The organism is Microcoleus sp. ARI1-B5, assembly GCF_036705795.1.
GTDB lineage: Bacteria > Cyanobacteriota > Cyanobacteriia > Cyanobacteriales > Microcoleaceae > Microcoleus.
Genome location: NZ_JAUBVK010000004.1, coordinates 198,745 through 213,828, shown reverse-complemented (window position 1 = coordinate 213,828; position 15,084 = coordinate 198,745). Strand labels below are relative to the sequence as shown.

Genomic DNA, 15,084 nt, shown 5'->3' with positions numbered 1-15,084 from the left:
AGAAGGAAGAAGGAAGAGGATCGATGTGAAGAGGATCGATGTGAAGAAGGAAGAGGATCGATGTGAAGAAGGAAGAAGGAAGAAGGAAGAAGGAAGAGGATCGATGTGAAGAAGAAAGAAGGAAGAAAGAGAATTTTTCCCCTCTCCCCCTCTCCCCCTCTCCCCCTCTCCCCCTCTCCCACTCTCCCCCTCTCCCCCTCTGCTTATCACCTGTCATTTAATTGCAGTAATTAAGCTCAGTTTCTAAGGATTTGGGAAAGTGCCAAGCAGGCGTTTCTAATTCGTCCTCAGCGGGATAATTTTCAGTTGAGTCCTCTCGATTTTGAAAAAAGTAGTAGAGGTTAGCCACAGTTAAATCGGATATTTCTTGCCAGTTCGAGGCAGCTAAAGCCCGATAGCCAGTTGCGATCGCCCGCTGGCCGACATAAAATTCGTATCCCCGGCGCAGTTCCGGCTTCAGGGCGAAGGCTAGCTGGTCGCGCAAGGATAGAAAGTGAGACTTTTGCTTTAAATTTTCATAAAGTGAAGGTTCCGCTGCTAATACCGCGAATGTAGTGTGGATGCTGCTTTTTATCTGATCGCCGCGGAGTTTATCTAAACTAGCTAACTGGTGCTGCTCTTTGGGAGACAAAGTTTGCATCCAATCTACCTCATTTTGCCAAAATTCTATTACACTCAGATCGTGACCGAGAATCCTGGTAACTTCTGGAAATAAAAAATCAAGTTCTGATTCCGATTGACATTCTTTAACAACAGTTAGAAGATCTTGACGAATTTTTGATTGGAGTTTGAGCAGGCGCGAACTCACCGTGTCGTAGGCCCGCTGCAACTGAAACGTGATGCCCAGCGCCAGCTCGATCGCCCAAACGCATTCCATTTGCCGGAGCTGTCCGGCAGAACACAGCCCCTCCAACAAACTGGGATTGTCATAAATTTTCAAAGCCTCAAACAGCATATCCCGCCCGCTATTAATTTCCGAATTCCGAAGTTTGAGATCGGGCACTGTCAGGGCTGACTGGCAGCGTTTGATAGCTTTAGAAAAAATATCGTAACCGTTAACCAGTTTCTGGCGGTGCATTTCAAAACTCGAGTCGTGAGCCACCTTGAAAATCTGCTGGATTACCTCTACTCCCTTATCTTTGAGGATGTGTCTGAGATCGATAAACCCGTCTTTAATTTTTAGCTTCTGGTGCTTGGCCTCTTCTCGGATTTTTAATACTTGGTCGAGGTTTACTGCTGACAAAACTGCGCTCGATACAGCGCCGATACCAATGACGGCAGCAGTCGCTTGCATCACCGCCAAATTAATTTTCAGACAGTTAAGCATTCTGTATATTTTTTGAAACCCCAGGTGAGTTTGAGCAAGCTGCAACGGCGCCGCTGTCACGTAGGCGGGAGCTACGAGCGGCTGTACGGGCCCGCCTCCGGCTAACTGTGCGAGCAATCCTAGAACTCCGCGATCGGATAGAGTTGCAGTTGTTGATTGATAAAATATTTTGGCAATTTCCACAAACTCCCCTGTCACCGGATCTCTAGCTGCCGGGAGCAATTTTCCTGTTTTGGTGGCAGGCTGTACGAGGTTGCCAGTATTGAGTCTAGCCCCAGTTGCAGGGGTGAATACATAATCCATGTTGTGACACCAGTTAAAAAAAAAGAATGCAACTGTAGGCCCGTGCTCCAAACCGTGATAGTCAGTAGATTTTAGATTTTAGATTTTAGATTTTAGATTTTAGATTTACTTCACAAATGAATCTGGGAGCTTCAACAGCTAAAATTTGGGGTTCGACCAGCCAAGCTCGCGTATGTGGCACGGTACCTGTTTTTGGGCGGGGTCGTCAGTCATCAGTCATTCCCATTCCCAATTCTCAAATCTCAAATCTCAAATCTCAAATGGTATGACTCAGTTTGCATTCAAAAAGGCAGATATTCTGTATTGTATGCTATTTAGGGAAAGGAGGGATGAAAGGAAATGAATGAGTATCTCAAGGTATTCCAGGCTATTACCCAGTTTAGCGATCGATTACTCGCAGACGAATATCAATCCGTGGAGATAAAACAGTCAGCTACCCACCTCAGCCTAGATGTGGAACCTTGTATTGAGGAAATCAAGCAATCTGCCCTCAGACTCAAGGGGTTACTTCAGGTATGTTTCAAAGATGTATCTCAGGCTGAGGATGTCTGGAATAGCAAGCCGAGAATTGCTAAAGCATCTGCTGTTGATGTCTGGGAGCAAATTGGCGAACTAAGCGGATGCGAGGTGAGAATTCGCAGTTTAGGAAAACAGGGCAAATATGATGCTGTTGTTAAAGTTCGCAAATCGTGGAGCGATAAGGCTACAAAGTTAAAAAATCAGTGGTTTGTGTGGGATAAAAACCATCAAGTGTTTAAAAGAGATTCTCTCGGTTTTTTTGACAAAGATAATTTGCACAAAGAGTTGCGTAATGAAGTTGATTACCAGGCAGAGCGAGTGATTCTGATTGTGGAGAATGAACTTAATTTGATTTTTAAACAATTACAATCTATTGATATAGAAAAAGTTGAATTTTGTATTGAATGCTTCGACCTCAAGAGTCAATCTAGATTTAGAGAGCGACTGCAATCAATAGGCGGCGAGATTGTGTCAAAGTTTACGGAACCTCTGAAATATTTGCCAGATTCTTATGTGAAAAATTTTAAAGAAACCTTGAGAGAGCCTGTAGAAACTCTGGTTCATAAAAGCAAAATGGGCATCACTTTGAGCGATTTTGAAGACTCTTGTAAAGTGATTGGGTCAATGCTGGATAATTTGGTTTTAGAAATTTTTGATGCTCGCATCAAACTAGCAATTCAAACAGTTGAAAAAGCGATGATGTTCTACAATAATTTTTTAGAGAAGCAGGCGCGGTACCAGCAAGAGACAGCCGAACAGCGAGCTGCGGAAAAAGATTGGATGGAATACCAGCGGCAGCAACTCAGGGAAGTTGAGCAGTATATTGAAGCAGTTATCAATCATCAGTAATTGGTAATTGGTAATTGGTAATTGGTAATTGGTAATTGGTAATTGGTCATTGGTAATTGGTCATTGGTAATTGGTAATTGGTAATTGGTCATTGGGAATTGGTAATTGGGAATTGGTAATTGGTCATTAGTCATTGGTAATTGGTCATTAGTCATTGGTCATTGGTCATTGGCTGCAACACCAGGCTCGATCAACCGGGTTTTTTCACCGATATTAAGGGTTTTTGGCGATATTTTAGTGAAAAAACCCGGTTTCTGGGTACTCATGCGTCCAGGACTAAATTACCAATTACGCAAAATCCAAGCGTACCGCACTGTTTCTGAGAAAGGCTATGCAAGCCACAAAATTAAGTCGCGGACACGCAAAAAAAATTAGATTTTAGTTCAAACTCCTAGTAAAGGCTGTGGAGTTAATCTAAAATCTAAAATCTCAAAATGGAAAATCGATTGATTTTAGTTTAAGCTCCCAGTAAAGGCTATGGAGTTAATCTAAAATCTCAAGTCTAAAATCTCAAATCTAAAATCACAAACCTAAATTCGATTGACCGCTGAGTTCGTAAACGATCGCGCCCAAAGACGCCAAACTAGCTAGAATCAGCATTCCAGCGGGCATGAACTTGCGAGTTTTGACCAGCCGTAAAATAAAGACTATTACTAAAACAGCGGAGATGGCTGCTGCTAATGTTAAACCCCAACTTTGTCCCATGAGTTGTGCGCTGCCGGCAAAAATTAGCAGCGAACCGCTAATCAAGCCAGAAATCAGCGAGGCTTGGCTTTTTGCCTTGATGTAACCCATGATGCCGCCAATCAGTGTCAAAACGCCGTAGCCGATCGCCGCTGCTGTACCTAAACTCATTTTTAATCCTCGAAATTTCACAAGTGCATCTCAATTTATACAGCGAGACCTGCAATTAGAGTCACGAATTGTTAGAAAATTTATTAAACTCAGTCAGAATATCTATCTGTTATACAATTGGCATTATGTCAGCCCTAACTTCTGGTGCGATCGCCCAAATCCGTTACCTCCAACGCCAAGCAGCATCCCTGCTGCTGTATCAATCGGTTCTCAAAAGCCCAGCAGGTCAAGCTTTTCTCGACTTGCTGCAAGCTCTCCACCACAGCGAAGTCAGCGGTTTGGAATGTCAGGTAGCTTACGGCAACTGGTTCAAAATTCAGGCTGCTGAAAATCTGAGCTGGAAAGATTCCCTGATTTCCCAAATTCTCAAAGACGAAAACCCATTTTCTCGCCGAGCTCAGCAAACAGATTTTGCTAGTTTGCCCCCCGCTTTGGTAGAGGCTGCCCGCCATGATTTACAAGTGCTGCAAAATATTTACGACTGCACCAGCGAGCAGTTGAGTAAATGGGTGCGGGTAGCGGGTCAACTTGACGCCGTGCCTCCGAGTTGGCATTCCGAAACTGTACCAGAAAACGGCGATTTGCCGCTGCACGGGAAACTGGAAAAATGGTCGAGCGCTGCGGAATCTTTGGCAGAATATTACCGACAGTTTGGTACGGGTTTGTTTGCTGAATTTCGTGCTTTTGGGTGGCGCTCCGGGCAGTTGGCGAGTATTTCTCATCCCGATCGCATAAATTTGAAAGAGTTGGTTTGCTGCGATTGGCAGCGGGATGCTCTGGTGAAAAATACGGAGTTTTTGCTTGCTGGTTATCCGGCTTTGCACGTGTTGCTGTACGGGAGCCGCGGTTCGGGTAAGTCTTCTTTGGTGAAGTCGCTGTTAAATGAATTTGGAACTCGCAATTTGCGCTTGATTGAAGTATCTAAATCTGACTTGCAAGATTTGCCGCTAATTGTGGAGAAGTTGCGGGGAGTTCCTCAAAAGTTTATTATTTTTGTCGATGACCTTTCCTTTGAGGAAGATGATGATGCTTTTAAATCCTTGAAAGTAGTTTTGGAAGGAAATGTCACCGCCCGGCCTCAAAATGTGGTAGTTTATGCAACATCTAACAGGCGGCATTTAATTCGAGAGTTTTTTGATGACAGGCCTCGCCCCCGCGACGGTGATGAAGTTCACGCTTGGGATACTGTGCAGGAAAAACTTTCATTTAGCGATCGCTTTGGCTTGACTTTAACTTTTGAACCGGCGGATCAAAACACTTATTTAACAATTGTCCGACATCTGGCCGGGCGAGCTGGCATCAAGCTCGCTGTTGAGGAGTTGGAGCACCGCGCTAAGGAATGGGCAACTCGCCGCAACGGGCGATCGGGGCGCACTGCGCGGCAGTTTGTTGATTTTCTGAAAGCAGATTTAGCTTTGTTTGACAAGTAGATATTCTGCGCTCTGGTGGGCGGGTTTTACCCGAGATATGGGAAGGAAATTCAAGCTCAGAATAAACCCGCCCTTGCAGCGCCGATGGGCGAAATAAAAAATCTTAATTTTTTCATAATTTTCGCGATAATAAATAACTAACCAGATTTGATATAATTGTCGAAATCCCGAAGGAAACCTCCAAAGCCAGAGCCCCTCGGGACTCCATGAATCCACTACTAAATAATGAGGAAAGTATTATGGGTTTATTTGATAAAGTATCGCAGACTCGCCAACAAACAGACGTAACGTTAGGGCCGGCCGAATCATTTGCGGCGATCGCGCTAATTGCCGTAGCAGCCGACGGTTACATCAATGACAGCGAAAGTCAAGCGATTAGCATGACGCTATCTCGGATGCAACTGTTCCGCAGCTATCCGAATGACGTGATGAGAAAAATGCTCGATCGCCTCCTGAACATTCTGCAGCGCCAAGGAGTTGAGGTACTGTTTAATGCGGCTTTGGCAAATCTGCCTGACGAACTTAAAGAAACAGTTTTTGCTGTGACAACTGATATCGCTTTAGCAGATGGCGAGGTTTCAGAAGAAGAAGAACAACTTTTGAACGATCTTTACGGTGCATTGGGCCTTTCTGAAGAAGTGGCTCTCAAAATTATAGACGTGATGTTGATTAAAAACAAAGGTTAAAAAAGAAGGGGAAGGAGTTAGGAGTGAGGAGGGCGAGTTTTAGAATATAAAAAATTAGCGCCTGCTGGCGAGGCCGATCGCTGCTCCAAAAGTGCGGGTTTACCGATATGATGGTTGGTAAAATTTAGCTTTAATTTGCGATCGCCCGCGACTACCTCAAATGCCTTTTACTTACACCCGCACTGTCCGCTTTCAAGATACCGATGCTGCTGGAGTCGTTTACTTTGCTAACGTTTTGGCGATGTGCCACGAAGCTTACGAGGCATCTCTAGCAGCATCGGGAGTCAATCTCAGAGCGTTTTTCAGCAATCGAGAGGTTGCGTTTCCGATAATTCATGCTAGTGTAGATTTTTATCGCCCACTGTTTGCGGGCGATCGGCTGACGATTCAACTAACGCCCAAACAAGTGGCTGGCGATGAATTTGAAATTGCCTATCAAGTATTTTCAGGGGAAGTTGCAGAAAGAAGCTGGGCTAAAGCTCTGACTAAGCACGTCTGCATCGATGCAGTGACGCGAACTAAAAAACAGCTATCTGAAGACATGATGCAGTGGATGAGGCAATTTGAGAGTTGAGATTTTAGATAACTTCAATATTTAAATAATAGCAGGGAATGACAGTCAAATTTCTGTTTAGTTTAAAATTTCTTCTGACTTGTTTATATTAAGTAGTTCCACTTAATTAAACGTAAAATACAGAGGAATCAAGAACGAGCGGCTCTAAGCATTCTTCCGACTTCCCTCGGACTTCTTCCTTCTTCCTTCTTCCTGATGACTGATGACTGATGACTGATGACTACCCTTCGGCTTCGCTCGGGGGGCAAGATGACTGATGACTGATGACTGATGACTGATGACTGATGACTGAGAACTTCTTCCCTCTTCCCTCTTCCTTCTTCCTTCTTCCTTCTACTTATGTCAAATCGCAATTATGCCATCGTCGGCACGGGAGCTTTAGGCGGATTCTACGGTGCTCGACTGCAAAAAGCCGGTTTAGAAGTGAATTTTTTGCTGCGCAGCGATTACGAGCGCGTCAGAAAACACGGTTTGATAGTCGAGTCTCCCGAAGGTGACTTCACCCTCCCCCACGTGCGCGCCTACCGCGACGCGCACAAAATGCCTCAGTGCGACGTAGTAATTGTAGCGCTGAAAACAACTCAAAATCACTTGTTGCCCAAAATTTTGCCTCCTTTATTAAAGGATAACGGCGCGGTTTTAGTATTGCAAAACGGACTGAATGCCGAACCGGAAGTAGCTAAAATTGTCGGTGCCGAGCGAGTGGTTGGCGGGCTGTGTTTTCTCTGTTCTTATAAAGTTGGGCCCGGTCACATCTGCCACCTAGATTACGGTACGATCACGCTGGGCGAATATGCCAAAGACTACAAACCCATCGGTATTACTGATAGATTGCACCAAATTGCTAGGGATTTTAAACGCGCTCAAATTCCCATTAAAATGAGCGAAGATTTGCTGTTATCTAGGTGGAAAAAGCTGGTTTGGAATATTCCTTATAACGGGCTGTCTGTGATTTTGGATGCGAGAACAGACGAACTGATGGCGAATCCCGATACTCTGGTTTTAGTGAAGGAAATCATGAGGGAAGTGATGGCAGGGGCCAAAAGTTGCGATCGCATTATTCCCGATGACTTTATCCCGCATATGCTCGAATATACTGAGAAAATGAAGCCTTACCGCACTAGCATGAAAATTGATTACGATGAATCGCGTCCTCTGGAAGTTGAGGCGATTTTTGGCAATCCGATGCGGGTGGCTCAAAAAGCAGGTATTAAGTTGCCGCAAATAGAGGTACTTTACCGAATGTTGAAGTTTGTGGATGTTCAAAGGCAAGAAGCAGAGAGGACGAGAAGGCTGTTAGGTGTGGAGTAATTGGTAATTGGGAATTGGGAATTGGTAATTGGGAATTGGTAATTGGGAATTGGACGGGGCGGGTTTTTGAGATTTCTCAATTGTGTTGTAGATGTTGGTGAACCCGCCCCTACGGGAATTACTGTCAAATTCGGTTAATACTATCGATTTACTGGAGATGACACCGCAATTTCTTGCAATTGTTCTCGATTGAGTTTGCCTTGAGCATTTCGGGGCAGTTGTTCGAGGATCACCCAATTTTTCGGTCGCTTAAATTTGCTCAACTTATCTTCGATTGCGGCTTGCAGATTTTTGACAGTAACTTCGGAATTAACGGGAACGTAAATCGCCGTCACGACTTGACCCCAATCTTTGTCGGGCAAGCCAATTACAGCAACATCCGCCACTAAATTAGTATTCTTAATGGCGGCTTCGACTTGGGCAGGAAATACGTTTTCTCCGCCTGTGATAATCTTGTCGCTGCTGCGTCCGACGATATTTAAGCAGTTATTGTTGTCAAAAAATCCTAAATCGTCTAATTGGAAATATTGGCGATCGCCAAATCGTTCAGGATAATAGCCCAACGCTAAAGATTTAGCATCAACCGCAATATTGCCAATTTGATTGTAGCACAAAATCTCCCCGTTTGCACTGCGAATAGTTATTTTGGCGTGGGGTAAAACTTGACCGGAACTGTTATTACCCGCGAGAAAATCTTCGGGTTTGAGTGTCGCAATTTGCGAGGCGGTTTCTGTCATGCCGTAACTCGGCGCTAATTTGATTTGATGCTTTCTAGCTGTTGCTAAAAGTTCCGGCCAAGCGGGAGCACCGCCCAAAAGTACGGCACGAAACCGGGACAGCCAATTAGCTGTATCTGGGTTTTGCAGCAGCCGTTGCAGTTGAGTTGGCACTAAGGAAATGAAAAATTCTTCGGGTTCTATATCGCATTTTTCGCCTGTTAAGAGTGCTTTGAACGGCTGGATTACCAGTTTGCCGCCTGTCGCGAAGGATCGCATAAATTGCATGAAACCGCTGACGTGGTATAATGGTAAAACGCAGAAAGAGTTGATTTTATCTACGTTAAAATATTGTTTAAAACCTTGGACTGATGCTGTGAGTGTTTCCCAAGTGTGGATGGCAAAACGGATTTTTCCGGATGAACCGCCCGTGGGAATCATAATCTGTTGAGAATTGGTAATTGGTAATTGGTAATTGGTAATTGGTAATTGGTAATTGTTCGTGTAATTCTTTGGGTGTTTGGCATTTTCTCCCCAAATTAGGTCTGGTTGGACTAAATCAAAGACTTGTTCCCATTCTTGTTTTACCCAGTTGGGATTGCAGAGGAAAATCTGGCATTTGGCGGCGCGGGCGGCGGTGAAACTGGCAAGAAATTGCACTGCTTCTGGTTCGGCGAGGCAAATTTTGGGTGGTGTTTCTCGTGATTGATTTTGGGTGATTTGTTGCAATTGCCGATCGACAATTCGAGCAAATTCGCCGCTGTCACCACCGATTAGCCAATTATCGGGCAAGTCAAAGGGACGATTTGGAATATTTACTGTGAGATTTTCTGCCATAGATGCTGTAACCAGGTGTCTTGATTGTCGTCGAACCAGCTATCGGTACCGAAGCCTAGGGCTCTATTATTTACAGATAAGTTTGTTGCTAAGTTTAAGGCGGCTTGTCTGGCGATTTTGGTTTCAAATACTGATGAGAAAACTGCGTCTATCTTGTGAGTTTGGCAAAATTTCCTGAGTTGGGATGGGGAACCGCCAATGGCTGGTTTGATGACGAAAATTCCCCGCCAGCCTTGGCTGTAGCATTCTTGGATGCGATCGAGATTGGCGGCGGATTCGTCTAGGGCGATCGCCGTTGCGTAAGTAGCATTCAATTCTACCATCTCTTGAAACTGCGCGATCGGCAGCGGCTGTTCCAAAAATTCAATCTGGGCGGCTAAGTCGGGAGTTGCTTTTACCTTGTCGCAAGCTTCCAGCCATGTTTTAGCCTGGGAGTAGGTGAGTCCCCCGTTGGCGTCTAAGCGCAAAAGTGGTTTTTGGCGATCGGCTAAATCGTCCATTCCTGCAATTAGCTGCTGAAAAATCGTTAATTCTTCCTCAATTGCAGCAACGCCAATTTTCCATTTAAAAGTGCGATATCCCTCCAACCAAAGCCTTGGTAAAACCTGCAAAGCTGTTTCACCGGCCGGCAATAAACCGCTGCACCGATTTTTGGGCATTTTCTCTTCTGCAAGCGGTGAATTTTCGATTATTTCACTGAGGTTTTCGCAAGCTGACTCAAAGCCAAATTGACAAGCAGGCAATTCAGCGGAAATACCAAAAATCATCTCTGATGAAATATTAGCAGGTAACTGTTGACAAAAATCTAAAGCTTGCTCAAAAGTTTCGGAACCAAACCAACTCAGCGGGGCAATTTCTCCCCAACCTATTCGACCATTTTCGTCAATAAGCCGCAGGATAATTCCTTCTCGGATATCCCAGATGCCGTGACTTGTTTGCAGCGGGCGCTTAAATTTTCGCTGATAGGTGCGAAACTCGAATTTATATAGCATTTATTTTTTAGTCGATTGTCACTCAGGCCAAAGAAACCGGGTTTTTACCTAATTTGTCGGTAACAACGAATGATTTTCGTGAAAAACCCGGTTTCTGACCGCTCGTTAATCATAAAATTGTCTCACGACTGAGCCAAAGTTATCAATATTTTCAAAATGGATGTTGTGACCAGCTTTTGGTATAATTTTGAGAGTAGCAGCCGGACATAAGCTGGCAATTTCTGCATTGATACCTTGAAATTTATCATCATCTTCTCCCGCTAGCAAGAGAATGGGGACTTGATTTGGCGCGAGTTTTTCCCAGAGAGAGGGCTGGTTGCCGGTTCCCATGTTGCGGAGGGATTTGGCTAGTTCTAAGGGATTGTTGGCTAAGCGGCTTTCTATGAGTTGCTCGAATTTGGGGGATTTTTTTAAGGATTTGAATAAAGGGCGATCGTACCAGTTTAAGATAAAATCTTTGATGTTGCTATTTTCGAGGTTTTGTGCTGTTTGTGAATCGGCTTGTCGTCTGTGCGATCGATCTTTTTCCGTCTTCAATCCCGGAGAAGCTGACTCTAACACGACTTTCTCGAATCTTTCAGGAAAATGTAATGTCATGTACAGCGCCAATCGCCCGCCCATTGAGTAGCCCAACAACAAACATTTGTCTATTTGTAAATCATCTAATAAGTGTATCAATGCTTGGGCTGTATTTGACATATTGTAGCAACTTTCGTCGCCGATGACTTTGGTTTTTCCGTGACCGGGAAGGTCAACAGCGAGACAACAATAACTTTGAGATAATAAGGAAATGATTTGGTCAAAGTCTTGACTGTCGCAGGTAAATCCGTGGAGTAATAAAATTAGTGACTGATTTTTGTTACCAGTTAAGGAATAGTGAAATTGATAATTTTTAGATTTTTCCATATTTACTGAAATCTAATTTCTGCATCGCCAACAGATATGACTGCTTGAAAACGAGTGAGAAAATCCATACCAAGAAGACCATCTATACGAAGATTCGGCGGTAGATTATGGGCAACGATCTCAAAATTTTCTATTAGTTGACCTACACAATTAAACCAAGATACATTAATTACAGGAGCATAAATTCTTCCTTGACCTGTAACTAATTCTTGTCTGCGTAAAGGATTGCCAGTATCATAACCCAAATTTTGTAATACTTGAACTGGCAATATTGTAAAGCTAGATCCCGTATCTACCAATAAACGCACCCGCAGAAAATCGCCCCCTTCTCTACTGCCAATAGTTGCCTGCACGGCTAGCAAATTTTGCCCATAACGCAACAAACGGTAAGCTTTCTGATAATTTGGCATTTTCGTCATAACATCACTGCTAGATTGTCAGGTATGAGTCCAGTATATTCTATGGCTACAGATTTTCCATTCCTTAATGAAAGCTTACTATAAATTTCATCGCGTTCTATTGCATGGGCTAAAACTTCACCTCGAATCACGCTTAATTCTTCATCTAATTGAGGATTGACGATGAGTACCCACTCATCAGGATACAGACTGAAAATTTCTTCTAGGGTTAGGATTGGGCTAATTTCTACTGGCGTACTCATGATTTGTTTCTCCTTGTTGGTGATTCAAGATCAAACTGTTTGCAGTAAGGACTTTAGTCCTGATTGACTAAAATATTAGAAACAAAACTAAAGTCCGAACATCGAACCATACTTCTATTTTACCGAAATTTTCGATAATCGCCCAAACTACAACACAAACCCCAGCGCCAGCAGCAAACCGCTCGCAAAATGCAGCGTCACTGCGATAAACTTAGAGTTGCTAACCTTTGCCGGTTGGTCGTGATAGTCTGCGACATGGCGGCAAAGGTCGATCGCAAAAAACAAACTCCCAAAAATCAACAGCGTCCAAACTGGGAACATTCGCAGCGCCACAAACAGTACAGTCAAAGCATAAACGCTGCCGCACAACCACTGCAACAACTGCACACCTTTTTTCGTGCCGATTCGGACAATCGGTGATTTTTTACCCGCCGCCAAATCGTCCTCAACTTGATGAAAGTGAGAACAAAATAAGATGATACTCGTAGTAATTCCCACGATTGCCGAAGCCGCAAAATTAGTAGCAGACCAAGTTTGAGTCTGACTGTAATAAGCAGCGGCTAAAGCTAGCGGGCCAAAGGTAAAAAAGCAGATAATTTCCCCTAAACCCTGATAGCCCAAACGAAACGGAGGCCCTTGATAAGTGTAGCCGAGGGCGCAGCACAAAACTACTAGCAAAATTACTGTTGGGTCTTTTTGCCACCAGCTTATGGCGCAAATTCCCGACACTCCGATTGCTAAAAATAGATTGGCAAGCCAGAAAATTAAAGCTTTATTTCCGGTTAAGTTGACTAAGGAATGTGCTTTATTTTTATCTATCCCTGTTTCCGAGTCAAATACATCATTGGTGAGATTCAGCCATGCTATAATTAAAATGGCTGAGATTAAAAATGTCGAAAAAATTGACGAATTAATCGTTTGAGTTTCGGCAAAAGCAATTGCAGTTCCTACGGAAATAGGAATCACTGCAACGCTGTACATGGGCGGCTTGATTGCCGCCAGCCACAATTTACTATTTGAACGCTCAATTATCTTTGTTGTCATTACACAAACTTGATGCAATTGATAGCAGCTCAGTAATTTTACAATTTTATTGGTGAAGAATGTCTGCTAAGTCTCCGCTTGAGTGCGCCTCCGGCATCCGTTGATAGCCTTTGCGGGCTCTGCCACGCCCGGTAATGCCCACCTGCAAACAAGAGCGGGGTCGATCGCCTTTTGGGGAGACTTGCCCTCTCAATCTTAAAGTTTTGTGTCTAAATGTTTCGGGCGATCGCGCGCTCGTCTGTTTTTTGCCCCCAGCGTGTCCAAACTGTCGGAAAACTCGAAAGGTCATGTTTGGCGATCGCCCGAGCGTGGTTAGATCGAAATAGGGGTTCTAGCGCAATACGCTTGGGATAAGAAGACGCTCGCGGTTGAAACCGCGTAAGCGTCAAACTCTCACGCGACGGGAGCGGGTTTCCGAGTGGGCGGTTAAAATTACGCTATCTTCTTGGGTCTGCGGAGGACGTTCGGCTTCGCGAGCGTCGCCCTGAGCGAAGTCGAAGGGTCGAGCCGCGGACGAAAGTTTGTGTAGTGGCGGTTTCAACCGCCGACTTATCAATCGTGTATTGGGTTCTAGCGGGACAAAACCGCACTCTTTCTGACAAATCTGCTATTCTCGATTTCATGACAGTAATACCGCACCGCGCCAATCTTTTGCAAGACCGCAATCAACTGCATCAGTTTCTGTTAGATTGCCAGCAGTCTTTAACCGAAAAAGATCAAACAAAAATAGTTAGTATTTCTCAGGAAATTTCCCCCGTCGATCCGCTAGCGGTACTGCAAGAAATTGCCGCACCCGATGACAGACACTTTTATTTTGAAAAAAGAGACCCCATTGCCGGCAACAGTTTTGCGATCGCCGCCCTAGATTCGGCGATCCATCTCACAGTAGCAGGAAGCGATCGATTTACCCTAGCTCAAAATTTTATTCAATCTTGTCTAGCCCGGACAATTACCATCGGTACGGAACGTTTGCCCTTCAGCGGGCCGCACTTTTTTTGTAGCTTTGCTTTTTTTGATGAGAATATCAGCGCCACTTCTTACTTTACCCCCGGCACAGTATTTTTACCAAAATGGCAGATTACTCGCCTGAAAGATAGCTGCACAATTGTCGCCAATACCAAAATAGACAGAGATATAAATGTTAAAATTATTACTGAAGCTATTGGAAAACAATTTGATAAAATTGCTTCTCAAAAATATATCAAATTAACCATTAATAGCCAAAATTCGCTCCCATTAAAACAAATTCCTGTGAATGATGCGGCTCAATTCAAAACATCGGTCAAGTCGGCTTTAGAATTGATTGAGTCTCACTATTTCAGTAAAATTGTTTTGTCCCAAGCAATAAAGGTCATTTCCAAAACCCCTTTTAGCTTAATAGATTCCTTAAATAACTTGCGCCTTACTTATCCAGGTTGTTACGTATTTTCTACCAGCAATGGCAAAGGTCAAAATTTTATCGGTGCCAGTCCAGAACGCTTAATTAGCATTCACAACAATCAGTTAATCACAGATGCTTTAGCCGGTTCTGCACCGAGGGGAAAAACTGAAGCCGAAGATGGGAATTTAGGGAAAGATTTACTCAACAGCGAAAAGGATATTCGAGAACATCAAGCTGTGATTGACTTTATAGTCGATCGCCTGTCGAGTCTCGGCATCCATCCCGACTTTTCCCCGCTACCGAGACTGCTGCAACTATCCAACATTCAGCATTTGTGGACACCCATCAGGGCGAGAATTCCCCCAGATATTCACTTGTTGAAAATTTTAGCGCAATTGCATCCAACGCCAGCAGTGGCGGGCGTACCGAGGGATATTGCCCTACAGCAAATTCGGGGCGGCGAAAGCTGCGATCGCTCTTTGTATGCAGCACCCCTGGGCTGGATAGATCGCACTGGTAACGGCGAATTTGCTGTCGGCATTCGATCGGCTTTAATCGATGGATCTCGGGCTATACTTCATGCTGGTGTTGGAATTGTGGCGGGTTCTGAACCCGACAAAGAACTAGCAGAAATTCAACTCAAATTGCAGGCACTTTTAAATGCTTTAGTTTAGCAATATCTCATAAGTAGGT

Annotated in this window: 16 protein-coding genes; 6 read left to right on the top strand and 10 right to left on the bottom strand. The window is 44.2% G+C overall.

Annotated elements, in window-relative coordinates; all coding sequences use genetic code 11:
• Positions 1-217 precede the first annotated feature (217 nt).
• A complete protein-coding gene (locus QUB63_RS08600) occupies positions 218-1,630 on the bottom strand; it encodes a hypothetical protein (RefSeq protein ID WP_332944472.1) in 1,413 nt (470 codons plus the stop codon).
• 339 nt (positions 1,631-1,969) lie between these two features.
• Between QUB63_RS08600 and QUB63_RS08595 the strand changes: the two genes are divergently transcribed.
• The gene (locus QUB63_RS08595) at positions 1,970-2,998 is read left to right on the top strand and encodes a hypothetical protein (RefSeq protein ID WP_332944471.1); all 1,029 of its coding nucleotides are present in this window, start codon (positions 1,970-1,972) and stop codon (positions 2,996-2,998) included.
• Here the strand turns inward: QUB63_RS08595 and QUB63_RS08590 are convergent.
• Positions 2,992-3,153 carry a hypothetical protein gene (locus QUB63_RS08590; RefSeq protein ID WP_332944470.1) on the bottom strand — a complete coding sequence of 54 codons (162 nt, stop codon included), beginning with the start codon at positions 3,151-3,153 and terminating at the stop codon, positions 2,992-2,994. The genes QUB63_RS08595 and QUB63_RS08590 overlap by 7 nt on opposite strands.
• A gap of 367 nt (positions 3,154-3,520) precedes the next feature.
• Entirely contained in the window at positions 3,521-3,853 is a 333-nt protein-coding gene (locus QUB63_RS08585) for a TMEM14 family protein (protein ID WP_332944469.1), read from the bottom strand.
• Between the two features lie 125 nt (positions 3,854-3,978).
• On the opposite strand from QUB63_RS08585, the gene QUB63_RS08580 reads away from it, so the two are divergent.
• The 4 genes from QUB63_RS08580 (at position 3,979) to QUB63_RS08565 (ending at position 7,854) form a co-directional block, all read left to right on the top strand.
• Complete coding sequence (locus tag QUB63_RS08580) at positions 3,979-5,283, top strand: ATP-binding protein (protein WP_332944468.1); 1,305 nt, start codon at positions 3,979-3,981, stop codon at positions 5,281-5,283.
• A gap of 239 nt (positions 5,284-5,522) precedes the next feature.
• Positions 5,523-5,969, top strand: coding sequence for a tellurite resistance TerB family protein (locus tag QUB63_RS08575; RefSeq protein ID WP_332944777.1), 447 nt, complete (start codon positions 5,523-5,525; stop codon positions 5,967-5,969).
• 160 nt (positions 5,970-6,129) lie between these two features.
• Positions 6,130-6,543 carry an acyl-CoA thioesterase gene (locus QUB63_RS08570; RefSeq protein ID WP_332944467.1) on the top strand — a complete coding sequence of 138 codons (414 nt, stop codon included), beginning with the start codon at positions 6,130-6,132 and terminating at the stop codon, positions 6,541-6,543.
• A 339-nt stretch (positions 6,544-6,882) separates the two neighbouring features.
• Positions 6,883-7,854, top strand: a complete 972-nt coding sequence (locus tag QUB63_RS08565; RefSeq protein ID WP_332944466.1) for a putative 2-dehydropantoate 2-reductase — start codon at positions 6,883-6,885, stop codon at positions 7,852-7,854.
• 140 nt (positions 7,855-7,994) lie between these two features.
• On the opposite strand, the gene QUB63_RS08560 is transcribed toward QUB63_RS08565, so the two are convergent.
• The 7 genes from QUB63_RS08560 to QUB63_RS08530 form a co-directional block, all read right to left on the bottom strand.
• Complete coding sequence (locus QUB63_RS08560) at positions 7,995-9,407, bottom strand: 2-succinylbenzoate--CoA ligase (protein WP_332944465.1); 1,413 nt, start codon at positions 9,405-9,407, stop codon at positions 7,995-7,997.
• Complete coding sequence (locus QUB63_RS08555) at positions 9,386-10,399, bottom strand: o-succinylbenzoate synthase (RefSeq protein ID WP_332944464.1); 1,014 nt, start codon at positions 10,397-10,399, stop codon at positions 9,386-9,388. The genes QUB63_RS08560 and QUB63_RS08555 overlap by 22 nt, the downstream gene beginning before the upstream one ends.
• A 105-nt stretch (positions 10,400-10,504) precedes the next feature.
• Positions 10,505-11,305: a 2-succinyl-6-hydroxy-2,4-cyclohexadiene-1-carboxylate synthase gene (gene menH / locus QUB63_RS08550; protein WP_332944462.1), complete on the bottom strand. Its 801-nt coding sequence runs from the start codon at positions 11,303-11,305 to the stop codon at positions 10,505-10,507.
• A 2-nt stretch (positions 11,306-11,307) separates the two neighbouring features.
• Positions 11,308-11,724 carry a retropepsin-like aspartic protease family protein gene (locus QUB63_RS08545; RefSeq protein WP_332944461.1) on the bottom strand — a complete coding sequence of 139 codons (417 nt, stop codon included), beginning with the start codon at positions 11,722-11,724 and terminating at the stop codon, positions 11,308-11,310.
• Entirely contained in the window at positions 11,721-11,966 is a 246-nt protein-coding gene (locus QUB63_RS08540) for a hypothetical protein (protein WP_332944460.1), read from the bottom strand. Before QUB63_RS08540 ends, QUB63_RS08545 begins: the two co-directional genes overlap by 4 nt.
• 147 nt (positions 11,967-12,113) lie before the next feature.
• The gene (menA, locus tag QUB63_RS08535) at positions 12,114-13,010 is read right to left on the bottom strand and encodes a 2-carboxy-1,4-naphthoquinone phytyltransferase (RefSeq protein WP_332944459.1); all 897 of its coding nucleotides are present in this window, start codon (positions 13,008-13,010) and stop codon (positions 12,114-12,116) included.
• Between the two features lie 46 nt (positions 13,011-13,056).
• Positions 13,057-13,299 (bottom strand): hypothetical protein, encoded by a 243-nt coding sequence (locus tag QUB63_RS08530; RefSeq protein WP_332944458.1) that lies wholly within the window; start codon positions 13,297-13,299, stop codon positions 13,057-13,059.
• Positions 13,300-13,631: 332 nt separating this feature from the next.
• Here QUB63_RS08530 and QUB63_RS08525 point away from each other — a divergent pair, with 332 nt between their 5' ends.
• Complete coding sequence (locus QUB63_RS08525; RefSeq protein ID WP_332944775.1) at positions 13,632-15,065, top strand: isochorismate synthase; 1,434 nt, start codon at positions 13,632-13,634, stop codon at positions 15,063-15,065.
• The last annotated feature ends 19 nt before the right edge of the window (positions 15,066-15,084 follow it).